Source organism: Exiguobacterium sp. SH0S2, from assembly GCF_004337185.1.
GTDB classification, from domain to species: domain Bacteria; phylum Bacillota; class Bacilli; order Exiguobacteriales; family Exiguobacteriaceae; genus Exiguobacterium; species Exiguobacterium aurantiacum_A.
In genome coordinates, this window is sequence record NZ_SJVB01000002.1 from 457,778 (window position 1) to 481,292 (window position 23,515).

Sequence of the window (23,515 nt, forward strand, 5' to 3'; positions counted from 1 at the left end):
TTATTTCCTCCTCAAGACATGAGCGCTAACAAGCGCTGAAGATGTGGTTTTCCGCCGGCTGTCGGTTGCCAGTTGTACTGAACGCTGTGACCGCCTTCGCTAATTACGGCGTCTGCGAACGAACGAAGTCCTAAGTTGACGACTTTAGGTGCGCGCAGCAACTGCTGGATTGCTTCTGACGACTCAATTTTATGTGTGCTCGGTTCTACAGATGGAACTGTTTTCTGTTTGAACTGTGGAACTTCTTTCCCAATCATTCGAAGTGCATATTCGACAGCTGCCACGTTACTCTCTGCGACGAGGATACCAGCTGCTTCAAAGAGTTGCTTTTGGGCACTGTAACGCTGTGGATCCTGTTCGGTACCACAAACGTTGACGATCACCTCTACGTTCGGACGAGTTGCTTGTAGTTCAGTTAACGTCGGGAGCAGTGCACCGGCCATGTTCTCATGCGAACCATATCCGAGGACGTTATCCAACAGGAGCACGATTGAATCATCTGTGTCACAATAGCGATTGATGAAGTCGATTCGTGTCGACGGATCGATCATCGGGTGCGGCTTCCCTTGCGTGTAGACGTCATCCCCTAAATCGATGACGACGTTCCCGTCATAGTCAAACGAGAAGCCGTCCCGATGCTCACGGTCTGCCTCCACGCCGAACGAGAGGCCCATCAAGTCAGCCGTCTCCGCGGCCAACGTTCCGCCTGAGAACAGGCCGATGATTCGTGACGCCCCATTCGAGGTGACATCGGTCCGGTGCCGTTCCTGCGTCGACTTTCCAAGCGCAAGCAATGCCGCTTCTTCCGATGTGTCCGCATAGACGACGTGGTTGACAGGCGCGAGTCCGTGCTCCCCGACGAAGAAGGCTACGACCGGTTTGTTGACTTGTTGAAGCAACTGCTCAATCTCTTCGCGCACTTCTTTCGCAGGTGGTTTTGAGATGACGACGATCGTGTCCGTTGTCACGTCCTCCGCAAGTGCCCGAATGCCAGCTTTCATCGAGATCCCGCCGATTTCGGTCGACAAGTCACGTCCGCCCGTTCCGATCGCATGGGAGACCCCGCCACCGAGACGATCAATCAACGTTGCCACTTCTTGAATTCCTGTCCCTGAGGCTCCGACGATTCCGACACGTCCCTCCCGGACCACGTTGGTGAAGGCGAGCGGAATACCTGCGAGTGATGCGGTACCACAGTCAGGACCCATGACTAGCAGTCCTTTGTCATCGGCGAGCTGTTTCAGTTCACGTTCCACTTCGACAGGGACATTGTCACTAAAGATATGAACGTTCAAGCCTTGGTTCAGTGCTTTTCGTGTCTCGTATTCGACGTATTGTCCAGGAATCGACAACAGCGCCAAGTTCGCTCCCGGCAGTTCTTCGAGCGCCGCTTTCCACGACCGGACTTCTGTCTTATCCGCACCTGCTTGTTTCGTTTGGTTGTTCAGGAAGTCATGGATTGCTTTCAAAAGTGGTTCGGTCTGATCGGTTTCCGCATCGACGACGATACACATGTCTTGTGGCGTCGCCGCCTCTAACTCTTCTGTATAGAATCCTGTACTTTTAAAGATGTCGAGGTTGGCCGGTGTCCCCATCATGATCGAGACTTTATTGATGCCTTCGAGACTTGAGACGTGGTTCGATAACACCATCAACGTGACGGAGTCTTGATACGTGTTTGCTTGAATGATTGTTGTCAACATACGTTTCTCTCCTTATGCTTCCGCCGGTTTGACGGTTTCTTTTGCGAATAACATGGCGATCATTCCGATGACGAGTAAGACAGCTGCCAAGTAAAAGCCGGTTTGCATCGATCCCGATTGATCGACTAAATATCCAGTAAGATAAGGCGCCAGAATCGACGACGTCATCCCGACAAAGTTATAGACACCGAAGACGGTTCCGTACACTTTTTTCGGAGCGTTGTTCGCCACGAATGAGAGCAGGACCGGGTCAAGCGCTAACTTTCCAGTCAATCCATACAGGATGAGCGCCGCGAAGAGCAGTGGCGTGCTCTCAACGAAGACGACCGCCAAGATGGAGGCGATGGACAATGGGACGAGAACGAATACGAGTGGTTTTTTCTTGCCCATCTTGTCTGATAAATAACCGATCAATAGTGCCCCCGGAATAGACGCCCATGGGACGAGTGACGAGATGAAGCCGACATCACTGCCTTGGAAGCCACGCTCTACTTGTAAGTATTGCGGGAGCCAAGTGAGAATCATGAAGAATCCATAAAGTGAGCAGAACACCATGACAAATGTCGCGAGCAAGTTACGATTTTTGAACAGGCTCATGATTGAGAAATCTGATTTTTCGACCGTGTTCGCGACACGTTCTGGTCGCTTCTCTTTGACGACGTACCAAATCAAAATCCCTGTTAAAATCGTCGGGATCGTCATGAAGTAAAATGGCGTTCGCCAACTCATGCCGAGCTCGAGTGTCAAATAACTCGATGAGATATAGCCGAGTGAGATACCGAGCGCCATACCACTGTTGATGATGGCAGTCCCGATCGTTAGAAACTGCTTCGGAATCGCCTCAGACGACAACGCGTATTGAGGACCGTAATACGTTCCTTCTCCGAGTCCTGTGATCGCTCGGGCGATCATGAATAAGAGAAATGTCGAAGCCAGTCCGGTGATCCCGGTGAATAGTCCGAACAAAATAAATCCAGGAACTAAAATTCGTTTGCGTCCAAACTTATCACCAAGTGAGCCCGAAGGAATTTGGGCGATGGCATAAGTGAGGAAGAATACACTGTTGACCAATCCGAGCTGGGCGTTGTTCAACCCGAACTCTTGGGCCAGGTTCGGCATGACCGGGTTTAAAATTGTTCGGTCGGCGTACATAAACATCCAACCTAAGAAAAATACCGCGATGACTTTCCACCAATACGGGATTCGTTCCTTCTTCGCTTCAAACGAAGGTTGAGACACTGGGGATGTACTCATGGGGTTACTTCCTTTCTGTATTTTGGTATCGCTTACAACCCCACTTTACGTGTCAGCCCATAAGAAACGCATAAACAGAACGGGTATTGCTGTAACAATTCCATAAAAAAAAGCACCCTAAGGCGCTTAAGAGAGTAACGCGTATCCGATACCGGGATACGTTTTTAGTTGATCGGCAGCCTCTAGAGCCCCAGCTGCTTTAAATTTCTTTCGGATGCGTCCAATCGTGACACGCAAATACTCGACTTCCCCGCCATATTCCGGTCCCCAAACAGCTTGAAGTAGCTCACGATGTTGGACTACTTGATCTAAATGCTTTACGAGTTCTGACAGGAGCGAGAACTCATTTTGGGTCAATTTGACTTCTTGCCCTTGATGAAACACTCGGTTGCGCAGACGATCGATTTCCAAGCCTTTTATCTCGACCGTATTCTCTAGCGCCTCACTCACCTTCGTCCGTCTCAATACGGCTTTCACCCGGGCGAACAGCTCGTCAAGCGCAAATGGTTTTGTTAAATAATCATCCGCTCCTAAATTTAGTCCATCTACCTTATCTTTTGCCTGACTCCGAGCAGTCAACAAAATGACCGGAACGTCCGAGACTGTCCGGAGACGGCGTAACACTTCAAATCCGTCCATATTAGGCATCATAATATCGAGCAGTACTAAATCGACTTGACGGCGATCGACATCCTCCAAAAAAGAGGAACCGTCTGGATAGTCATAGACCGAGTACCCGAGCGACGATAAATTGGCCGCCACGAATCGTGCAATTTTCTTCTCATCCTCTACAATCGCAATCGTCTGCATGCTTCAATCTTCTCCTTTCGGTAGTTCAAGAAAGAATCGAGTCCCCCGCCCGAGTTCACTCTCAGCCCAAATCTTTCCGCCATGGGCTTCAATGATGCCTTGGCATATCGCCAATCCGAGCCCGGTTCCTCCTTTTCGCCGTGTCGACTTCATTTCGACTTGATAAAACCGGTCGAAAATCCGTTCCAAATGATCATGGCGAATGCCAATCCCTTGATCTTCAATGACGAGCGTCCAATCCGTATCTGATTCATAAGATTGGATGTGAATGTTTGGCGGGCCGTCACTATAACGAACCGAATTGGTCAACAAGTTGACGAGCACTTGACGGAATCGATGAAAATCGACCTCGACGACGGGCGGACCTTGCCAGTCATAAGTCGTATGCGCATCAATTTGTAGCTCATGAATGATTCTTTCCACGTAAGGCTTCAAGAGGACCGCCTCAATCTCGACCGGAAAGTTGCCCGATTCAAGCTTCGTGATGTCGAGCCAATCATCAATCAGCTGACGAATCCGTTGAGAATCTTCTTGAATCCCTTGCAGCAATTCATGACGGAAAGGCGCTTCCCACGTCACGTCTTTTCGCATCAGTGTCTCGACACTGCCACGGATGTTTGTGAGCGGTGTTTTGAACTCGTGTGAGGCGAGCGAGATCAGATTATCTTTTAACTGGTCAATCTCGACTTCACGCGTCACATTTCGGACGATATACCCTTGTCCGATTGAGTTAGCTGCATCGACTACAGAGAACGGCTGAATTTGAAAAATCTGCTCGTCCATTAATAATCGCAGGGGTTCTCTCTCCATCCTGTACTCGTCCATGAGCTTCTCCCAGTCTTCAGCCCGGCTCGATGCGTGGAGATCGAAATAGACTTCCATAAAACGATTCACATATTCAATCTCACCATCTTCATTCAATACGATGACACCTTCTGACATGCTGCTTAACGTCGCATGCCACAACGCATTTTGTTTCGTCGTTTCATCCACGAGGAGCTTATTGTCCAACAACATGGAGAAAGCATCCGCTAGCGTATGCAGAAAAATATCCTCCCGTTTCGAAATCGTCTGATTCATCGTTAATCCAACGAGTAACATCCCGCTGGCTTGCCCGCCATAGTAGAGCGCATTGACTTGGAAGCGATAGGCGTCTTGTTGCGTTTCGATGAATTCATATAAGCTTTCTTGGGATAAAATCGCGTCTTTTGATATGACTTGGTTCGGTAACGATACAAATAACGGATAAGGCAAGATTGCTGATACCTCGTGCAACGTACTCTGCACGAGCGCAATCGTGTCTGGCGCATGACGAAACGATGTCATAAATTGATTGAGTGCCTGTAACTCAAGATTGTTTTGTTCGAGTTCATGCGTCCGCAACTTAACTTTTTCTTCAAGCGCGTCGTTCAACTGCCTCAAGTTTTCTTGTCCGGACCGGACATCATCCGCCATCACAGCAAACTGTCTGGCCAATCCAATGATTTCTTTTGGGGCATGAATTGATTTTAAATGAGCGACTACATCCGGTGCCTCGGCACGCTCGACCATCAACTCGGTCTGATTGACAAAATCGGCGAGCGATTGATTCAGTTTTCGGGATAGGACCAATCCGAGCACGAGCATGATTGCCGCGACGATTAAAAACAGAATCGTATTTGGTAGTAACGTGTTGACTGTTGCAGCTAAAATACTGCCGACCGGACGCGCGATCCAAACCGTCCACTCATACTTCGGGACTTCCGCATAAGTAGCGAGCTGTGATTCTTTCTTTTCTTCATCATAAACACGCCATACATTTCCCCACAGTAATGTACCCGCCTCATTCGGGTTCGTTGAAATCGTTTTCACTTCAGTCGATGGGTATTCGTCCGGATGAAACACGACTTGATTACGATCATCGACGATGACCGGGTATTGCTGTTCGTTAAAATTGTTAGCAATGAGCGTTTCGCCAATCCCGTCCAAATTGAGTGCACCTAGCACATAACCTTCCATGTCCTCTCGTTCATTGAAAATCGGTGTCGCAATCACAATCAGTGGTTTTCGACTTCCGCCTCTTCCTTGAAACACATGTGACACGTAAGTCGTTTTACTCGATTGAATGCGTTCAAAGTAAAAGCGACTGCTAAAATCCAATCCGATGTTCGAGACACCGTCCTCATTGTTCATCGGCGAAAATGAGGTCGTCTCCCCTTCCGAATCAGCAATATAGAGATTTTCGAAGCGTGGATTGTGTCGTTTAATATTGTCGAGCATCGCTTGCTCCCATTCTCCCGATCGAGCAGTCGCACGAGATAAACGGATATTGACCGCAGCCGTTTGAATGACTTGACGGCTTTGTTCAATATAATCGAACACAATCGATTGCATCTGTTTCGTCGCAACTTCTTGTTGAGTAAATTCATCTTTCACGTTTTGGACCGTGTCCGCCAAATAAATCACAAGTGAGAATAGGCCCGAAACGAGTATAAGTAATATGAAATCAAACAAAAGTCTTCCTCGAAATGTCTCTCGCATCACCCGAATCCGGTGTAGCATTTCCTATCACCACCTATAAAAAAAGAGTAGCACGGTTTATGCTTTTTTTAGATATTCCATCGGGTTTTTTATGTTTTTGTTATGGCGATGTCGTGACAAAAAGGTTGACCATAAATGGCCAACCCGTTTGTCTTATCCCCGGCTCCTCCGTGTCACAGCGACCCCGCCGAAACCGCTGATGATAGCGATATAGAATCCTAAATCATAAAACCAACCGGTGTTGTTCACTTCATAGACGCGATACGTGTCATTGAACAACCCTAAAATCAGTGACACCGGTGCGATCCAGCCGTGCCAGACACCCCAAAAGAAGCCGGCCGGGTCCGTCGTATAGGAGCCGTCACCCGGCACGCAGCCGCCGAGGACGACAACCAACCCGAGCATGATGGCCAATAATCCGATTCGTTTCATTTGAATCCCTCCTCGTATTCCTATTCCCCGTTTTCATCAAAAAAGCACTGACCGAAGTCAGCGCCAAAGCTGGACCGTGTTCGCGAACTCGATATCGGTCGCAATCTCACCGTCGAGGGCGTGCAAGTCGAAATCCTCCCCGTCGAGCCACGTCTGAAAATCAAAGATGACCGGGTCGCGGTCGCCGCCGAGGGCGAACCACGTCTCGAGCGTCTCCGGGAAATAGGCGGCCGTATGGATCGTCCCGGCCCAACTTTTATACAGCTCCGAAAAGACACCTTTATCCGAGTCGTTCATGAGCCGGAACGCGCTCTCGGCGTCTTGGACGATATGTTGATACATCTTGATCTCCATCATCCGCCGCGTCGAGTCGTCGAGATGGTAACGGTTCTCGTGCTGCAACAGCTCGAAGTGGTTCGTGCAAATGTTCGATTCGCGGACACGGATGTCGCGCGGGGTCGCTTCGATGACACGTGTATTTGACGACTTGTCATGGACGACATACGTGAACGAGCCACGGTGCGGAATCTCTTTCAACAAATCGACCGCTTCTTCGACCGTCGCGCACGTCTCGAGGATCATCCGTCCAATCATCTGGCAGACGAAACCGTCCCCGGGACGGCGGCGGTTGATGAAGTTATAGCCCATGGCGAGTCCGCGCTCGTTCATTCCGTCCATCCGCCCGGTGACGCGCGAGACGGGTCCGATGACGGCGTAGCCCTCGTCCGGTTGGAACACGTTGTAGCGCCCGTCATACGTCATCGGATGATAGTCGTAGTTGCGGACGAGGAAGTTGTCCCCTGTCAAAATCGAGCAGCCGCTGATCGGGTTATTGACCCGGAAATGACCGAAATGAAGGAGCGTATCGCCGAGCGTCAGTTCGAGCTCATCCTGCAGGCCGAGCAGTTCTTCCCAAATCCTCGGGGCGAACCGGTCGAACGCTTGTTTCGCCTCGCGCTCGTCAATCTCAAACCGGGGGACGCGCAGCTTCCACTGATCGGTTCGGTTCTCGAGCAGCTTGCTGCGCTTGATATATTCACCTTGAAAGCGGCCAAAGTCATAATGACTGCCGCGGAATTGTGTAAGTTCGCTTGAGACACGTTGCATGAAAAAACCTCCCTTGCGCCCATTATAGCGGACGTGCGGGAGGGATGTCTGACTTGAAGCTGTTCATAGCTTGAACTGACGGCTCATCTGTTGCATGTCTTCCGCGGTGAGCGACAAGTCTTTGACAAGACGGTTCATCGTCTCGCTCGTCGCCGACATCTGTTCGGTCGAGGCGGCCACTTCTTCGTTACCGGCCGTGCTCTCTTCTGAGATCGAGGCAATGTCTGAAAGACCGCGCTTGATGTCTTCTTGGTTTGTCTTGACGCGACCGAGCTGTCCTTGCATCGACCCGGTCAGCCGCTGCATCTCACGGACACTCGCCTCGATCTCATTGAACGCCTGCTTCGTCGCCTCGAGCGTCCGTCTGCCGTCTTCGGCGGCGTGCATACTGTCAGTGAACGTCTCGCCGAGCGCGATCGAGTTCCGTTTAACGCTGCCGACGATCTCTGAGATCTCACTGACCGATTGGGCGACGCTGTTCGACAGACCGCGAATCTCGGAAGCGACGACGGCGAACCCTTTCCCGTGCTCCCCGGCACGGGCCGCCTCGATGGCCGCGTTCAAGGCGAGCAAATTCGTCTGTTGCGAGATCTGTCGGATGATCGTGACGAGCTCCGTCACTTCGTCCGCCTGTTGCTCAAAGTCTTTCACTTGGCCTTGCGACTCATTTACTTGCGCATGGATGTTCGTCATCTTCCCGACTGCGTCTTCCATGAGCTGCAACCCTTCCGTCGTCGCCCGACTGACGACTTCCGCTTGCGTGCTCACGCCGTGCCCGTCCGTCGCCGTTCGTTCGACAAGTTCCGAAAACTCGTTCATATGTCCGTACAGCTTCATCGTGAGCACACTCTGATTCTCGACCCCCCCAGCGATTTCTTCCATTGTGAACGCAATCTGTCGCGATGCGTCGTTCACTTCCTCTGAGATGCTCGCGACGTTGCCACTCTCATCCCGGACCGTCTGTGCTGACGTCTGTAGGTTTGAGATCAATCCTTTCAACATCTTCGTCATTTGGTCCATCGACGCGGTGAGACGCTTGATCTCATCGTTGGCGCGCAATTGAATGTTATCCATCTCAATCGACGCCGTCGCCAAGTCGCCACCGGCGATGTGCGTTGCGACGCGTTCGAGGTCACGAAGCGGACGTAATTTCCAACCGAGGTAACGCCAGATGATGACCGAGGCGAGACCGAGCAAGATGACGAGTCCGATGAGTACCGGGGGCAGACTTTCACGTAATACGTCAGTCGTGACCGCCGCAACATCGGCCGCGCTTTTGTCGATGCCGATGACACCGATGACTTCATCCCCTTGCTTGATTGGGACGAGCACCGTCATATAGGTCCCAAACTCCGGGTCTTCGACAATCGGCGTCGTGCCGGTCCCGCCTTCAAACGCCGGCTGTGCGTCTTCGAGCGAAGTTGCAGACACCGGTTCCCCAATCTCGGACGCGTCTGTCCCACTCATTCCATCTACAATAATTTGTAGCTCCTCACCCTCCAATGCAAGCGTGTAGACGTACATCGCCCCGATTTGCGTGCGGTACGTATCGAGTTGTTCCCGAAACTGCTCGAATTGTTCATTCTTCTCCGGATTTTGTAAAAACGCCGCATACGCGTCCGCATCTATCGCCTCACTGATTCGGGCGGCGTCTTCTAGCAAGACGGCCTGCATCGAACTGAGCACCGTATGTTTCGTACTCACGTATTGAGTGACCCCGAATATGACGATGAGTAGCGTCACAAAGGCGAGCATCGCCGCGAGAATCCGATTTTGTAGTGACTGTGGTTTATTTTGTTTCATAAATTCCCCTCCTAGTTCCTTATTGGTTATATCGGAGGAAACTAAAAAAGAGTAAACAAAAAACGGATGATTTTCGACAAAATCATCCGTTTTTTTATTTATTTGTCGAATTAACGGCTTCGAGCGGCATCGAGACTTCCGCCTCACCTTCTTCTCCGATGTGGAACAATGGGAGTGTCGTCGGCACGAACAATTCTGGGTTCATGTCGGCTTGATAAACGTATGTCCGCACGTCACCTTCACGCTCGGCGACGATTTCACCGAACGGGATCGGTACGCGCGTGCCATCGACTTCGTAGCTGATCACCGTCGTCGGGTCGAGCCGGCGATCTTCGAGCATTCGGATCGTGAACAGCATCGTCGAGCTGTTCGTCCGCTCAAGCGACACGGCGATCGACTCAGACTGTCCGGCCCGCTTGTCGATCATCGAATCGCCCGCCGTCTGTTCGAAGACGACGTTCTCTTCTGTCGCTTCTTTCGTCTGCATCTGTTGGCATCCGACGATTGTCGCTAATCCAAGCATCAAGGCAATCACTAATACACGCATCTCGTTTCCCCTCACTTCAGGGCGAAAGTCAGTTCTGCAACACACGCCACTTCTCCGTCGACCGTCGCTACGGCACGTCCTTTACCGATCGGACCACGCACCTTCAAGATCTCGACCTCGAGGCGCAACTGGTCGCCCGGGACGACTTGACGTTTGAAGCGACAGTTGTCGATGCCGGCGAAGAACGCGAGCTTACCTCGGTTCGACTCTTGTTTGAGCATCGCGAACGCACCGACTTGGGCCAGTGCTTCGACGATCAAAACGCCCGGCATGACGTTATAGTCTGGGAAATGTCCGTTGAAGAATTCTTCGTTCGCCGTCACATTTTTTAAACCGACGGCCCGTTCGCCTTCTTCGACCTCGAGAATCCGGTCGATGAGCAAGAACGGGTACCGATGCGGGATCACTTCTTTAATCTGTTCAATCGTGTACATGGTTCCACCACCCTTATGATGTTAGCCAGAAATCGGTGATATGGCGCCACGTGTCGATGTTGAACACGTCTCTCCACTCGCCTCCGCCAATCACGCTGTACCCGATAATGGCACCGATCGCGAGCATCGCGGCGGCCAAGATCAAGACAACGATGATGCGTAACAAGATCGGGAAACGGCGGTTGTTCGACAAGCGCTTTCGCTCCGTCCGCTCTTTAGGCTCTTTTTCTTCCGAGCCCTTCTGTTCTTCGTTCGTCACGTCCATTCATCCTTTCAGCTGATCTGATTATAACATATTAGTACCAGGTATTAAAATCGTTTCATAAGTTCTTTATAAGTGTAACGTATCTAGAAATGTCGAACAAGCGCCCCGTCCTCTAGCAGTCGAGCGTCCGTGCGAAAAAAGATACGGCTTGCCCTAAATAATATGCTACCGTGAGGGTATTCATTGTAAAAGGAGGATTCATTTCATGTGGAAAGAATTCAAAGACTTTGCGATCAAAGGCAATATGATCGATCTTGCTGTCGCCTTCATCCTCGGGGCCGCCTTCACGGCCATCGTCACGTCGCTCGTCAACGATATTTTCATGCCGTTCCTCGGTATCCTCATTGGCGGCATCGATTTCTCGACGCTCGCCGTCACCGTGCTCGGCGTAAGCGTTACATACGGCAACTTCTTGCAAGAGATCGTCAAGTTTTTCCTGATCGCCTTCGCCTTATTCATGATGGTCAAAGGGATCAATCGCCTAAAGCGCGAGCAAGCGATCGAAGAGACGCCAGAGCCAGAGTTGTCGCGCGAAGAACAGTTGCTCTCCGAGATTCGCGATCTACTTAAAAACCGTCCGCTATGAGCCATTCGTCTGAGCCGTCACGGTTTAGACGTTTTTTCAATTAGTCGAAACACCCGGCTGACCGCGTTCGTCAAGAGCGGTGCCGCTTCCATCATCGCCGTCTCAAGCGTCATGACCCGGGAAATGATCGGGAAAATGGCTTCAATCCCGACTTCCGGGAGTGCCGTCATGTCGGTCTGGCCGGTGAAGACGATTGTCGGTACATGATGTGTTCGTGCGAGGCGGGCCAGACCGTATGGCGCTTTCCCGTGCAGTGTCTGTTCATCGAACTTACCTTCCCCCGTGATCAACCAATCGGCCCCATGCAGCTGCGCGTCAAACGATGACCAACGCATCACTTCCTCGATGCCATTCACGTACGTCGCCCCGAGTTGGTACATCGCAAAACCGATGCCACCAGCTGCTCCCGCCCCGGCGACCGTCGTATCGGCGCGATCGAAACAAGCAGCGTAAGCGCTCATCAAGTCGTCATAGCGGGCGACGTCACTTGGTGCCAGACCTTTTTGTGGACCGAACACGGCCGCCGCGCCCGCATGTCCGAGGAGCGGGTTCGTCACGTCCGAGGCGATTCGCCACGTGACGTGCTTCGCCTCCGGCATCAGACCGGACCAGTCGACGCGCTTCACGCGCTCGAGTCCGTGCGGGAACGGTTCGAGCACTCGTCCGGACTCATCGAGGAAACGGACGCCTAGCGCTTCGAGCACGCCCTTGCCACCATCAACAGTCGCACTGCCGCCGAGACCGATCGTGATGCGCCCCGCTCCGCGTTCGATCGCTTGTCTGAGTTGCATCCCCGTCCCGTAAGAACTGTACCGCCACGGGTCGAACCGATTGACGAGCGTCAATCCGGACGCTTCCGCCACTTCGACGACCGCTTCTCGTGTTGCTTCGTGCCATCCGTAGCGCGCCTGACGGACCCGTCCGTCGAGCGCAGTCACTTCCTGTTCGACCGCATTCGCTTCCGGATGTGTCGCCAGCCAGGCGTCGAGAAACCCTTCGCCCCCGTCCGATACGGGGATCTCTACGACGTCATGTTCCGCAAGCGCCCGTCGCACCGCCCGATTCGCTTCCTGACTCGTCAGCGAGCCTTTGAATGAATCCATCGCCACAACAATTCTCATACCGTTCCCTCCTTCACCTCATTATAAAATAAAAACCGCTCCTCCGAAGAGAAGCGGTCAATGTTATGGGCGAAGTGACGTCACGAGCCCCATCATCTGGTCGCTCATCGACAGCGCCCGGGAGTTCATCTGGTAGGCACGCTGTGTGATCGTCATATCGGTCATCTCTTTCATCAAGTCGACGTTCGATGATTCGAGCGTTCCTTCTAATAAGAGATTCCCGACTGGACGGTCGACTTCGATGTCAAGATCAGCCGAATAGACGTTGTTCCCAAGCGGACGAAGTTCCGACGTGTTGCGCACCTCGACGATGTCGAGGCGCCCGAACTCTTCTTCGACGCCGTTCACGCTGGCGACGAGGACCCCGTCTTGACGGACGCGATGATTCGTCGCTTCGTTCGGTGTGACGATGCGATTGCCATCTGCACCGAGAAGTGCGTTACCGTTCACGTCAGAAAGTGTCGTCCCGTCATTGCCGACCGAGAGCTGCATGTTGCCGCTCCGGGTCACACCGATCCCGTCTTCCGTCTCGACGACGAAAAACTGGCGGCTTGCCTGCAAGAAGACATCAAGACCTCGGTCCGTCTTCTTGATTTGGCCGATGTTGAACTGTTGGGAGATGTCACCGACATGACCGCCGACACCGATGCGGATCCCGTTCGGTGTATCGCGGCCGACTTCAAGTTCGGCCCGAGGCTGATTGTCATACGCTTGCGAAAGGAGCGAGGCGAAGTGACCTTGCTGGCGTTTAAAGCCGACCGTGTCGACGTTCGCGATGTTGTGGCCGGTCACATCGAGCTGACGTTGAAGCTGGGCTAGTGACGAGACCGAGTTATAAATGGACTGCATGGGTTTCCTCCTTATCGAATCCGAGCGATTTCGATGGCCCGCTCGGCACTCTTGTCATACGCCTGGACGACTTTTTGGTTTGCCTCGAACTGACGGTACGTCACCATGAGGTCAGCCATCGTCCGGTCGAGGTCAACGTTTGCTTCTTCGATATAGCCTTGTTGGAACTGGACGTTCGCAGCGGGATTTGCTCCCCCGTTGACGCGATAGTCGTTCCCGACTTGTTCGAGCGTGGCTAAATCATCGATTTGAACCGCCCCGAGCGTCGCTACGTCCTGACCGAGCGACGTGATTTGACCGTCGCCTGACAATTCGAAGTCACTAGACGGCAACTGGATGCGTTCACCCGTATCAGACAAGATGTACCCACCATCTGCCGAGCGGAGGAACCGCTCATCGTCGACCGAGAAGCGGCCGTTCGTCGTATAGAGCGCCTCCCCGTTCTGTTCGACCGCGAACATGGCAGCGCCTGTAAAGTCAGCCGGAACTTTCAAATATACGTCGGTCGGGCTATCCGTCGCCGTGACGCTGCCAGCAGAGAAGCGTGGCATCGTTTCCTGCAAATACACGCCGGTCGAGAGCGTGCCGACCTCGCCTTGGACGCGCGAACGGTCGTTACCAGGATGGCTCACCTCGGCGAGCAATAGTTCAGGGAACGACCGGACGACACCGTTTGATGCCTTGAAGCCCGGAGTCCGAACGTTTCCAAGGTTGTTGCTCAATATCTCTTGTTGCCGCTGAAGCGCGTTCATCGCACCCGCCGCCGTATAAAGTCCACGTAACATGTTCGTCTTCCCTTCATCCTTAAAGTTTCTACTTCTTATATCGTACCAAAGGAAGGAATCATTCACCCTTTTTCGAAAAAATGCATAAAAACTTCTTAGTCGTCAATACGAGACAAAGCCCACTTCAGTTTGACTGAAGTGGGCTTTGTCTATGCAATCATTCAACAATCGGCAATTCGACGATGATCGTCGTCCCTTGTTCTGGTTTAGAACGGACTGAAATCGTTCCGCCGTGTGATTCGATGATTTCTTTACAGATGGCGAGCCCAAGGCCGGTGCCTCCAATGTTGCGGCTCTGTTCATTCTGTACGCGATAAAACTTTTCGAATAGTCGCTCGGCGTCTTCTGCCGTCACCCCGATGCCCTCGTCTTCGATGGCGACGCGGATGACGTCCCCTTCACACGATACGTTGACGGCAATATTCCCGCCGTCGGGTGAATATTTGATGGCGTTGTTCAAGATGTTCGAGAACACTTGGCGTAGTTGGGCTGGGTCCCCTGAGACGCGTATTTCCTCGTCACACTCGAAATGGAACGCATGCAGCTCGGTCGACCCCGCATGAACCTCAAGGACGTCCGATAGGAGATCGAACAAACTTTCGACTTTAAAGGCTTGCTGGATTTTTCCCGCTTCCATCTTTTGAACGTCAAGCAGATCGCTGACGAGCCGTTCGAGCCGTCTCGTCTCGCTGCTGATCATCCCTAGGTAACGCTTGCGTTTCAGTTCATCGACGTGACGGTGCTCGAGGAGCTCCGTGAAGCCGAGGATGGATGTCAAAGGCGTCCGCAGTTCGTGAGATACGGTCGCGACCAATTCAGTTTTCAACCGATCGACCTCAATCTCTTTCGTGACGTCGCGCAACACAAAGATAACACCAACACGTTCGTCCTGCAGTTCGATTGGTTCGGCGTACATCCGTATGATACGTGTTCCCCCTTGCATAGAGTACGTAAACGTCTCATCGAATATCCCTTCGTGCTTCGCTCGATTTGTGAACCGGTTGAGACCTTCCTGATCGTCGATTTGATCCATGAATGGTCGGTAAAACTCTTCAATCGGATAGAGACTTTGGCGATCATCAAATGGGATTGGTTGTTCGTACAGATCAAACAACGCCGCATTGGCATACCTTTGCCCTGTGTCCGTCTTAACAAATACGATCGCGTCTCGCATCGTATGAACGATTCGTGCCGTCTTCTCTCGTTCCCGCTCCAATTCATCATGCTGTTGGATGAGCGAGCTCGACATCGCATTGAACGATCTTGAAAGCTGCCCCACCTCATTTTGAAGCGGATCGACCGGGACGAGCAATGCGTGCGGATCGACCGCCAACCGTTCGCTGTTCGTGATGAGTGCCTGGAGCTGGTTCGTCAACCGGACGATATACGGTTGCAGACTGATAAAGAGCGTAAACAGGGCGCCGAGTAAGATGATGAGCCAACTCCATTGGGCTTTGGCGAGCTGTTCAGATAACGACTCACGCAGTCCCGTTTCTTGGAAGTCAAGTTCGGACCGATAATCGGTGAATATCGATTCCATGTCGACGATGCTCGCGCTCATATCGGCCGCGTTAGTCGGCTTCAATTTGAATCGTGTCTGGTCCGAGCTCGCGTTTTGCGGCATGAGTTGGCCAATGGTCGCCATCTGCAAGAACGGCTCATCGACTTCTCCGTTCGCCTTGGCAATCACGTAACGCTCGAGTCCGGGCATGACCCGGGACGTATAGATTGTGAAAAGGAGACGGGCTTCAGTCGCGAACGTCACTTCTTCTGCGCTCGCGGCGCTTTGTTCGAACCACGTCGTCTGTTCGTCGATCCGGCCTTGTGCCGCTCGTACTTCATCTAGCAGTGACGCCTCACCGAGCAGGACGTGCCCGCGCATCTCATACTGCATCGATTGCCACGTCTCGAACAAGTCGGTCGCACGCGCCCGTTGTTCACTGATCCGCTCGAGTTCAACCATCGTCTCATCGATCGCCTGTTGCGTATAAAAATAAGTCCCGAGCGAGGGAACGGAAATTAAAACGATGAGAACGTAGAACACCGTTAGGACTTGCCGGCTAATCCGTTGTTCGATCCAGTGTTTCATACATGGCCTTCTTTCCGTATCAGTTATATTTTATTTATTTACGTTCGCTATTCACATAAGCTAGATTCGTGTATTATAATTAGATGTTAGACACTATTATTCTAAAAAATGTAGTTTTTTTCCTGACCTAGTAACAGTATAGCAATGACTTCTCACAAGAAACTCACAAATAGCGAAGGGAACATGCTGATGACCCCTAAATATATCGGGCTGACGCTGTTGATTCTCCTCCTGGCATTGACAGGTGGGCTCACGTTCACACGCGGGCAATCGATTGACAGTACAGCTACCGTCATCCAAGGAACTGCCGACTTGAGCGCTTCCGAAGTGACTGACACAATCGTACGTCTTGACGGGACTTGGCGTTTTCAATCGAGCCTGCTCGACCAAGTCGACCGTCAGACGTATCGCAACGTCCCGTACGTGACCCCACATCAAGTGGCGACGTACGAAGTGGACGTCTCTCTCCCGCCTGGCCAGTACGCGTTACGCGTCCCGAGAAACCACCCGCATATCCGTCTCGCAATCGATGGTGAAGCGGTATCTCCCGTCTATTCGTCGACACCCGATTCACGGCATGCCTATCTCGTCTTACTCGATACGCACACGCCCGATTTTCGCTTGACGATGCAAGTGACCAGATCGGATGAACGCACAACCGGCATCCAAGACAGTCTGCTCATCGGTCCGACGAGCAGTATCATGGCCCTCCAAAATAAATTTTTCACCTACGACTTTATTATTATTTTGATTTCACTTTTAATTTTTTCATTCTATGCGATCGTCTTTATGTTCCACCGGAAAGAGTCACTCTATCTATATGGTGCCGCCTTCTTCTTCTTGATCGGCTTGTCGCTGTTGACACGTGATCAAATGATCATATTCGAATTCATCCCGGCCATGACCTACGTCGTTGCCCATAAGTTCAGTATGATCACAGGACTCCTTAGCTTGACCATGCTGATCGGATTCGCACTCCGGCTCGAGCAAGTCCCGTTCAGCCGTTTCCTCTCCATCGCATCTTACCCACTTTACGCGTTCAGCTTGATCGCACTCATCATTCCGTACAGTGTACACGCGACGTTTGATTATGTTGCCTGGGTTTATGTACTCGTAATCGCCTTGTTTTGGACAGGACTCAATATCCATTGGCTATTCGAACGAAAAGACGATAGGTATCCGTTTGAATTTCTAATCTTTACGCTCGCGTTGGTCATCGGCTATATCGGCCAACTCATCTACGTGTTCATCACGCATCCGAACCAAGTGTTGTATTCGAACGTCCTGTCGCTCATCTACTTTTTACTCATGTTCATGTTGCTGCCGGTTCATTTATCGACCGACAAAAAGCAAAAGCGAGAAGTGCAAACGTTCGCCACACAAAGCGAGATCTCATTCTTCAACTCTCAAATCAAGCCGCATTTCTTGTACAATACGTTCGGGAACGTGATCGCACTCTGCTACACCGCACCGAACGAAGCCGCACGACTTCTTAGCCATTTGAGCACGTACGTCCGCTTCATCTTCGAGAACGGACGCACGGAGACAGATATTTCACTCCGCCAAGAACTCGGGGTGATCGATTCTTATTTGATGATCGAGCAGACGCGGTTCGACGGCGCCTTCACCATCATCAAAGAGATTGACGAGACCGTTCTCGACGCTCTCATCCCTCCACTCTTGATCCAACCGCTTGTTGAGAACGCGGTCCAACATGGGTTGATGAAACAAGACGGCGTCAAACGGCTCCTGTTATCCGTCCAAGACGCCGGCGATATGATTGATATTCGCATCTCGGATAACGGGGTCGGCTTTGACCCGAAGGCAGTGCTTCACGAAGTGAGCGGTATCGGTATCCCGAACGTCAAAAGCCGAATCGGTTACCTTCCTGACGCCACGTTTAAATTGAATTCTGAACACGGGGTCGGCACGAACGTGCACATTCGGCTTCCGAAACGAGAGAGGATGACAGTAACACATGCGGACAATCCTAATTGAAGACGAGCCCCATATTTTGAGGATGATGGAACGATTCATCCAAGCAGAGCCGAATTTGAAATGGATGGGCTCGTTCCACGACCCCGTCCAGGCACTCGAATTTTTAACGACGCAAGAAGTCGATCTCGTCTTTCTTGACGTCGAAATGCCAAAGATGAACGGACTTGACCTCGCTAAGCGCCTCCCTGAGACGACACAAGTCGTTTTTACAACGGCACACAGCCAATATGCGGTCGAGGCGTTCGGGTTACAGGCGACCCACTATCTGCTCAAACCGATTACCGAAGAAATGATTCACGACCTCGTCCCGCGCGTCTCGAAACGGTATACAGAATCGCTTCAGTCCAAGCATCATCAGACGTGTACGATCCAATGTTTCGACAATTTCTCCGTCAAGACGCAAGACGGCGACCTCGTCAAATGGCCGACCCAAAAGACCGAAGAGCTGTTCGCCTACTTGATCTATCATCGTGACAAGGTCGTCAATAAATGGCTCATCGCCGAGACGCTCTATCCCGATATCGATGATCCGCAACGGGCACTCCATAACGTCTACAACCTCATCTATCGCTTAAAGAAGACGCTCGCCGATCATGACTTGAGCATCACGGTCCAAACGATCAACAACGGTTATTCGCTTCACTTAGACGACGTTTGTTCGTGTGACTACCACGACTGGTTGAATACCGGTCAGACGGAAGCAAACACGCGCCTGTTCGTCGACAAAGATTACAAGTGGCACTAAAAAACTTCTTCCCGCTCGGGGAAGAAGTTTTTTTATCGTCCGATGTTTAGGGGAGCAAAAAACTAGTGTAAGGCTAGTCAACAAAAGGACGAACAAAAAAACTCGGTCCAGGCGTCCCGTCTTCTCTAGGAAGCGTAGACGCCGTGTACCGAGTTTTCCTCTTATTTCAATCGATCTAAGTTCTCAAGCATGATGCCTGTACCGTGCGCGACGCTAAGCGTCGGCTCGTCGGCGATCATGACTGGCAAACCGACTCGTTCAGCAACGAGCTGGTCGATGCCGTGAAGGAGCGATCCACCACCTGTCATGATGATGCCGCGGTCGATGATGTCGGCCGCGAGTTCTGGCGGCGTCTGCTCGAGGACGCGCTTCGTCGCTTCGACGATCTCGTTCGCCGACTCAGCCATCGCTTCACGGAGTTCTTCTGACGTGATCGTTACTGTACGCGGAAGCCCACGCACCATGTCTCGGCCTCGGATATCCATCGTCTCGTTGCGCCCACCCGGGAATACGGTCGCGATCTCTTTTTTGATCTGTTCGGCCGTACGCTCACCGATGATGAGCTTGTGCTTGTCTTTGATGGCACGGAGAATGTCCGTATCGAACCGGTCTCCGGCAATCTTGATCGTTTCACCGCAGACGATGTCGCCCATCGAGAGGATGGCGACGTCGGTCGTCCCGCCCCCGATATCGACGATCATATGTCCAGCTGGCTTCCAGATGTCCATGCCCGAGCCGACGGCCGCTGCTTTTGGTTCCACGGCGAGGAAGACTTCTTTGGCGCCAGCTTTCTCAGCGGCCTCACGAATGGCTTTCGCCTCGACCGGTGTCACGTTGGCCGGTGTACAGATCAGCATCCGGATGCCACCGAAGAAGCCACGGACTTGAATCTTCTCGACGAAGTGGCGAAGCATCGCTTCTGTCGTCGCGAAGTCGGCGATGACCCCGTCACGGAGTGGACGGATGGCAACGATGTCGCCAGGCGTACGCCCGACCATCTGATACGCTTCCGAACCAACGGCGAGTACTTTCCCTGTCGAACGCTTGATGGCCACGACTGAAGGCTCGTCGAGGACGATGCCTCGGCCTTTCACGTGGATGACGACGTTTGCTGTTCCTAAATCAATCCCGATATCTTTTGAAAACATGGTGTGTAGGTTCCTCCGTTCGTTACTTCATTGAAAAGAGCGAGAAGAATCTCCTCGCTCCTATGAGTCTATTAATTAGTTGTTGACCAGTTCTTCAGCGATTTCGACAGTTCCTTCAATTCGCTCGATGTCGGCACCGAGTGCTTTAAGTTTCTTGTGGAAATCGACGTATCCGCGGTCGATATGGTATAAGTCACCGACACGAGTCTCCTCGTCGGCGATGAGTCCTGCGAGGACGAGCGCTGCCCCGGCACGAAGGTCTGTCGAAACGACTTCGGCACCTTGGAGGCGGACGCCACCTTTAATGATTGCTGAACGACCTTCAATCTTAATATCCGCGTTCATGCGACGGAATTCTTCGACATGCATGAAGCGGTTTTCAAACACAGTCTCCGTAATAACTGACGTGCCACCCGCTTTTAAAACGAGGGCCATCATTTGCGCTTGCATATCTGTCGGGAAGCCAGGGTGTGGCATCGTCTTCAAGTCGATTGGTTTCAATACTTCTGGTCCAATGACACGCATACCTTCCGTCGTCTCTTCGAACTTGACGCCCATCTCTTCCATCTTCGAGATAAGTGGACGTAGATGTTCGCGCTCAGCTCCGATGACTTCAATATCGCTAGCTGTGATCGCAGCAGCGACGAGGAACGTGCCGGCTTCGATACGGTCCGGGATGATCGAATGCTCAGCACCATGCAACTTGTCTACGCCTTCGATGCGGATCGTTTCCGTTCCAGCACCGCGGACGTGAGCGCCCATACCGTTCAAGAAGTTCGCGAGGTCGACGATTTCCGGTTCTTTCGCAACGTTCTCGATAACAGTCGTTCCTTCAGCGAGAACCGCCGCCATCATGATGTTTTCTGTCGCACCGACCGATGGGAAGTCAAGATAGATCTTCGCACCTTTCAAGCGACCTTCAACTGATGCTTCGACGAAACCGTTGCCGATCACTGTCTTCGCGCCCATTGCTTCAAATCCTTTTAAATGGAGATCGATCGGACGTGATCCAATCGAACATCCGCCTGGCATTGCGACACGCGCATGGCCAAGACGAGCAAGGAGAGGACCCATGACAAGGATCGAGGCACGCATTTTGCGAACGTACTCAAGCGGTGCCTCGTCTTTGATTGTGCCCGAGGCATCGACAGTGACTTTGTTGTTTGCTTCATCGAACGCGACCTCTGCACCGAGATGGCGAAGCACTTTATTAATCGTGTAAACATCAGCAAGACGTGGCACGTTTTGAAGTACCGATTTTCCTTCGCCTGCTAAAAGAGTGGCAACTAATGTTTTCAGTACGGCGTTTTTAGCTCCTTCAACACGCACAATACCTGACAATTTACGTCCTCCACGGACTACAATCAAATCCTTCATATCTCTCTTTGTCCTCCAGCTTCGTTGTTTTTTTATTTTATGCGTCGATATCCGTTTCCGGATGTGGTTATGTCGATTACTATGATGTTTTTTTAACGTGACGCCTCATCAGAAAAAAATAAAAATAAAATCATAATCTGTCCTGATGATTGGTCGTCATGTCAGACGAGTTTATCCTACATGATATACATATAGGAGTCGTTACAACAGGATTACAGTTTGTTAATGATTTGGAAAATCGACTGTAATGGTACGAGCGCCTGAGCCAATCGGATATACTCCAAAAAGAACTGGGCGATCAGAGAACCGAAGACGACGGCCACGAGGACACGCAAGACAGCGGCTTGCGGACTTCTCACTTGGTTGAGCACGCTCTCCCACTTAACTGGCATGAGTGCCCACCAAGCGACGTAGATCGCTACGACATAGATGACGAGCGATAAGACGGTGTTTAACATCCTCGATTCCCCTCTTTTCGAAATTTTGTACCATTTTTAATCATAGCACGTTGCGACAGAGAAAAAAAGACTTAGCATGATGATGATCAATCGAATCGTCTCATCCTATCAGCTCACTCTCTTTAAATAAACCGCATATAAAAGGGACGTCATCGGCGCATAGCCTTTACTACAGTAATTGACGTCCCACCAAATTTTCAAACATTATTCCTTTTTTTCGTCCTGTGCGAGCGCCCAGCGGATCGCTTCGATATAGTAACGAGACCAATCTAGAGCCGTCTCGTCGACTGGCACAGTTAACTGCTCATATGCCTTCACCGATTCGAGCAGTTCATGCAACTTGTTCGGCTTACCGAGAAGTGCCTCTTTGACAACCGGTTCGACTGGGAGCTCGGCGATCAGCGTTTGCATCGTCTCGTCCAAAATGACGTCGAGTGAAGAGAAAATCCCGGTGATGAACGCATCAAACGGAGCTACCCCCGGAATTGTCTCATCGGCAATCAACTCCATCATCTTCCCACGGATAACGCTTTGCTTGATCAATTCTTTCGATTCAGACGTCTGCATCTCCCGAAGCAACATCAAATACGACCAGCGCCGCATCTCGTCAAGTCCGATGCGGGCAACGGCTTGTTCGATCGATTGAATCGTCGTACGGCCCTTTTGATAGACCGTGTTCACCGACCGGAGCATCTTGTAGGACAGATCGACACTTCGTTCAATTTGCCCGGCGATGCGGCGGAAGTTCGGTTCTGGTTTATCAAGCTCTTTCAGCACCTCGACGAGCGTATTACGGAGCGGATGGACTTCCGCCCCATGAATGACTGTCGGACGACTGAAGAAATAACCTTGGAACATTTTATAGCCAAGCTCTTTCGCGATATCATATTCAAGCTTCGTCTCTATCTTTTCCGCAAGAAATTCGATCCGGTGTCCGAGCGCATCGATCAAGCGTTTCTGTTGATCGACCGGTGTCGCCTGATAATCGATTTTAATAATATCCGCAAGCCCGATCAACGGGCGGTATTTCTCTTCGAAGACGAAATCGTCTAAGGCGATCGTATAACCTTTCCGCCGAAGTGATCGCAGGGCGGCAAGTACTTTCTCGGTCGGTTCGACGTGTTCAAGCACTTCGATGACGAGAGATTGCCGCGGCAATAATGAAGGCACTTCCCCTTCGATCAAGTTCTGTGGAAAGTTGATGAACGCCCGCGTCCCTTCGGTCAATTCCCGAAAATTAAAGACGAGGTAGGCGTTATGGATCACGTCGGCGGTCGCAAGCGCATCGTCGACGTGTTCGAACATATTTTTCTCGCTGCGGCGATACAACAGTTCGTAGCCGCAGACACGTAGTTTTTGGTCAAAGATCGGTTGACGCGCAACGTAAACTTTCATCCATCTATCTCCTTTTTGATAGTTCCCACCTATACTATCGGACGACCCGTTCCTGCATTCCACTATTTGGACACAAAAAAACATGGTTC

Annotated in this window: 21 protein-coding genes; 3 read left to right on the forward strand and 18 right to left on the reverse strand. The window is 51.6% G+C overall.

Annotation, left to right across the window (positions count from 1 at the left end):
- Positions 1 to 11: 11 nt before the first annotated feature.
- From fdrA to EVJ21_RS07065, 10 genes are all read right to left on the reverse strand, one after another.
- The gene (gene fdrA / locus EVJ21_RS15435; protein ID WP_201739985.1) at positions 12 to 1,703 is read right to left on the reverse strand and encodes an acyl-CoA synthetase FdrA; all 1,692 of its coding nucleotides are present in this window, start codon (positions 1,701 to 1,703) and stop codon (positions 12 to 14) included.
- A 12-nt stretch (positions 1,704 to 1,715) separates the two neighbouring features.
- A complete protein-coding gene (locus EVJ21_RS07025; RefSeq protein ID WP_131490228.1) occupies positions 1,716 to 2,957 on the reverse strand; it encodes an MFS transporter in 1,242 nt (413 codons plus the stop codon).
- 126 nt (positions 2,958 to 3,083) lie between these two features.
- Positions 3,084 to 3,767, reverse strand: coding sequence for a response regulator transcription factor (locus EVJ21_RS07030; protein ID WP_071398332.1), 684 nt, complete (start codon positions 3,765 to 3,767; stop codon positions 3,084 to 3,086).
- A 3-nt stretch (positions 3,768 to 3,770) separates the two neighbouring features.
- Positions 3,771 to 6,260 carry a sensor histidine kinase gene (locus EVJ21_RS07035; RefSeq protein ID WP_161568953.1) on the reverse strand — a complete coding sequence of 830 codons (2,490 nt, stop codon included), beginning with the start codon at positions 6,258 to 6,260 and terminating at the stop codon, positions 3,771 to 3,773.
- 180 nt (positions 6,261 to 6,440) lie between these two features.
- Positions 6,441 to 6,719, reverse strand: coding sequence for a membrane protein (locus EVJ21_RS07040; RefSeq protein WP_016507806.1), 279 nt, complete (start codon positions 6,717 to 6,719; stop codon positions 6,441 to 6,443).
- Positions 6,720 to 6,776: 57 nt separating this feature from the next.
- The gene (locus EVJ21_RS07045) at positions 6,777 to 7,826 is read right to left on the reverse strand and encodes a C45 family autoproteolytic acyltransferase/hydrolase (protein ID WP_131490230.1); all 1,050 of its coding nucleotides are present in this window, start codon (positions 7,824 to 7,826) and stop codon (positions 6,777 to 6,779) included.
- 63 nt (positions 7,827 to 7,889) lie between these two features.
- Entirely contained in the window at positions 7,890 to 9,629 is a 1,740-nt protein-coding gene (locus EVJ21_RS07050; protein WP_201739986.1) for a methyl-accepting chemotaxis protein, read from the reverse strand.
- A gap of 94 nt (positions 9,630 to 9,723) precedes the next feature.
- Positions 9,724 to 10,176 carry a hypothetical protein gene (locus EVJ21_RS07055; RefSeq protein ID WP_131490231.1) on the reverse strand — a complete coding sequence of 151 codons (453 nt, stop codon included), beginning with the start codon at positions 10,174 to 10,176 and terminating at the stop codon, positions 9,724 to 9,726.
- 11 nt (positions 10,177 to 10,187) lie between these two features.
- On the reverse strand, positions 10,188 to 10,610 hold the full coding sequence (fabZ, locus tag EVJ21_RS07060) for a 3-hydroxyacyl-ACP dehydratase FabZ (RefSeq protein WP_070328162.1): 423 nt from the start codon (positions 10,608 to 10,610) through the stop codon (positions 10,188 to 10,190).
- A gap of 13 nt (positions 10,611 to 10,623) precedes the next feature.
- Positions 10,624 to 10,875, reverse strand: a complete 252-nt coding sequence (locus EVJ21_RS07065; protein ID WP_070328163.1) for a DNA-directed RNA polymerase subunit beta — start codon at positions 10,873 to 10,875, stop codon at positions 10,624 to 10,626.
- Between the two features lie 205 nt (positions 10,876 to 11,080).
- On the opposite strand from EVJ21_RS07065, the gene mscL reads away from it, so the two are divergent.
- Positions 11,081 to 11,461, forward strand: coding sequence for a large-conductance mechanosensitive channel protein MscL (gene mscL, locus EVJ21_RS07070; RefSeq protein WP_131490232.1), 381 nt, complete (start codon positions 11,081 to 11,083; stop codon positions 11,459 to 11,461).
- A 17-nt stretch (positions 11,462 to 11,478) separates the two neighbouring features.
- On the opposite strand, the gene EVJ21_RS07075 is transcribed toward mscL, so the two are convergent.
- The 4 genes from EVJ21_RS07075 to EVJ21_RS07090 form a co-directional block, all read right to left on the reverse strand.
- Positions 11,479 to 12,582: a glycerate kinase gene (locus EVJ21_RS07075; protein WP_236636322.1), complete on the reverse strand. Its 1,104-nt coding sequence runs from the start codon at positions 12,580 to 12,582 to the stop codon at positions 11,479 to 11,481.
- A gap of 63 nt (positions 12,583 to 12,645) precedes the next feature.
- A complete protein-coding gene (locus EVJ21_RS07080; RefSeq protein WP_070328166.1) occupies positions 12,646 to 13,431 on the reverse strand; it encodes a flagellar hook-basal body protein in 786 nt (261 codons plus the stop codon).
- A gap of 11 nt (positions 13,432 to 13,442) precedes the next feature.
- Entirely contained in the window at positions 13,443 to 14,216 is a 774-nt protein-coding gene (locus EVJ21_RS07085; RefSeq protein WP_070328167.1) for a flagellar hook-basal body protein, read from the reverse strand.
- A 157-nt stretch (positions 14,217 to 14,373) separates the two neighbouring features.
- Positions 14,374 to 16,305: a sensor histidine kinase gene (locus tag EVJ21_RS07090; protein ID WP_131490233.1), complete on the reverse strand. Its 1,932-nt coding sequence runs from the start codon at positions 16,303 to 16,305 to the stop codon at positions 14,374 to 14,376.
- A 189-nt stretch (positions 16,306 to 16,494) separates the two neighbouring features.
- On the opposite strand from EVJ21_RS07090, the gene EVJ21_RS07095 reads away from it, so the two are divergent.
- Both EVJ21_RS07095 and EVJ21_RS07100 read left to right on the forward strand, forming a co-directional pair.
- Positions 16,495 to 18,303: a sensor histidine kinase gene (locus EVJ21_RS07095; protein WP_131464576.1), complete on the forward strand. Its 1,809-nt coding sequence runs from the start codon at positions 16,495 to 16,497 to the stop codon at positions 18,301 to 18,303.
- The gene (locus EVJ21_RS07100; protein WP_131464579.1) at positions 18,284 to 19,048 is read left to right on the forward strand and encodes a response regulator; all 765 of its coding nucleotides are present in this window, start codon (positions 18,284 to 18,286) and stop codon (positions 19,046 to 19,048) included. The genes EVJ21_RS07095 and EVJ21_RS07100 overlap by 20 nt, the downstream gene beginning before the upstream one ends.
- Positions 19,049 to 19,209: 161 nt before the next feature.
- On the opposite strand, the gene mreB is transcribed toward EVJ21_RS07100, so the two are convergent.
- The 4 genes from mreB to EVJ21_RS07120 all read right to left on the reverse strand — a co-directional run bounded on the left by mreB (position 19,210) and on the right by EVJ21_RS07120 (position 23,426).
- Positions 19,210 to 20,196 carry a rod shape-determining protein MreB gene (mreB, locus tag EVJ21_RS07105; RefSeq protein ID WP_131464582.1) on the reverse strand — a complete coding sequence of 329 codons (987 nt, stop codon included), beginning with the start codon at positions 20,194 to 20,196 and terminating at the stop codon, positions 19,210 to 19,212.
- Between the two features lie 75 nt (positions 20,197 to 20,271).
- Positions 20,272 to 21,573, reverse strand: coding sequence for a UDP-N-acetylglucosamine 1-carboxyvinyltransferase (gene murA / locus EVJ21_RS07110; protein WP_131490234.1), 1,302 nt, complete (start codon positions 21,571 to 21,573; stop codon positions 20,272 to 20,274).
- A gap of 212 nt (positions 21,574 to 21,785) precedes the next feature.
- The gene (locus EVJ21_RS07115; protein ID WP_131459001.1) at positions 21,786 to 22,031 is read right to left on the reverse strand and encodes a DUF1146 family protein; all 246 of its coding nucleotides are present in this window, start codon (positions 22,029 to 22,031) and stop codon (positions 21,786 to 21,788) included.
- A 204-nt stretch (positions 22,032 to 22,235) separates the two neighbouring features.
- Entirely contained in the window at positions 22,236 to 23,426 is a 1,191-nt protein-coding gene (locus tag EVJ21_RS07120) for an EAL and HDOD domain-containing protein (RefSeq protein ID WP_070328174.1), read from the reverse strand.
- Positions 23,427 to 23,515 lie beyond the last annotated feature (89 nt).

Bases quoted from the DNA above. Each gene is read 5' to 3' on its own strand.
- EVJ21_RS07045 (WP_131490230.1), bottom strand. From the start codon at position 7,826: ATGCAACGTGTCTCAAGCGAACTTACACAATTCCGCGGCAGTCATTAT.
- EVJ21_RS07075 (WP_236636322.1), bottom strand. From the start codon at position 12,582: ATGAGAATTGTTGTGGCGATGGATTCATTCAAAGGCTCGCTGACGAGT.
- EVJ21_RS07095 (WP_131464576.1), top strand. From the start codon at position 16,495: ATGACCCCTAAATATATCGGGCTGACGCTGTTGATTCTCCTCCTGGCA.
- EVJ21_RS07030 (WP_071398332.1), bottom strand. From the start codon at position 3,767: ATGCAGACGATTGCGATTGTAGAGGATGAGAAGAAAATTGCACGATTC.
- mscL (WP_131490232.1), top strand. From the start codon at position 11,081: ATGTGGAAAGAATTCAAAGACTTTGCGATCAAAGGCAATATGATCGAT.
- mreB (WP_131464582.1), bottom strand. From the start codon at position 20,196: ATGTTTTCAAAAGATATCGGGATTGATTTAGGAACAGCAAACGTCGTC.
- EVJ21_RS07115 (WP_131459001.1), bottom strand. From the start codon at position 22,031: ATGTTAAACACCGTCTTATCGCTCGTCATCTATGTCGTAGCGATCTAC.
- fabZ (WP_070328162.1), bottom strand. From the start codon at position 10,610: ATGTACACGATTGAACAGATTAAAGAAGTGATCCCGCATCGGTACCCG.
- EVJ21_RS07085 (WP_070328167.1), bottom strand. From the start codon at position 14,216: ATGTTACGTGGACTTTATACGGCGGCGGGTGCGATGAACGCGCTTCAG.
- EVJ21_RS07090 (WP_131490233.1), bottom strand. From the start codon at position 16,305: ATGAAACACTGGATCGAACAACGGATTAGCCGGCAAGTCCTAACGGTG.
- EVJ21_RS07040 (WP_016507806.1), bottom strand. From the start codon at position 6,719: ATGAAACGAATCGGATTATTGGCCATCATGCTCGGGTTGGTTGTCGTC.
- EVJ21_RS07050 (WP_201739986.1), bottom strand. From the start codon at position 9,629: ATGAAACAAAATAAACCACAGTCACTACAAAATCGGATTCTCGCGGCG.
- EVJ21_RS07025 (WP_131490228.1), bottom strand. From the start codon at position 2,957: ATGAGTACATCCCCAGTGTCTCAACCTTCGTTTGAAGCGAAGAAGGAA.
- EVJ21_RS07120 (WP_070328174.1), bottom strand. From the start codon at position 23,426: ATGAAAGTTTACGTTGCGCGTCAACCGATCTTTGACCAAAAACTACGT.
- EVJ21_RS07080 (WP_070328166.1), bottom strand. From the start codon at position 13,431: ATGCAGTCCATTTATAACTCGGTCTCGTCACTAGCCCAGCTTCAACGT.
- fdrA (WP_201739985.1), bottom strand. From the start codon at position 1,703: ATGTTGACAACAATCATTCAAGCAAACACGTATCAAGACTCCGTCACG.
- EVJ21_RS07100 (WP_131464579.1), top strand. From the start codon at position 18,284: ATGCGGACAATCCTAATTGAAGACGAGCCCCATATTTTGAGGATGATG.
- murA (WP_131490234.1), bottom strand. From the start codon at position 21,573: ATGAAGGATTTGATTGTAGTCCGTGGAGGACGTAAATTGTCAGGTATT.
- EVJ21_RS07065 (WP_070328163.1), bottom strand. From the start codon at position 10,875: ATGGACGTGACGAACGAAGAACAGAAGGGCTCGGAAGAAAAAGAGCCT.
- EVJ21_RS07055 (WP_131490231.1), bottom strand. From the start codon at position 10,176: ATGCGTGTATTAGTGATTGCCTTGATGCTTGGATTAGCGACAATCGTC.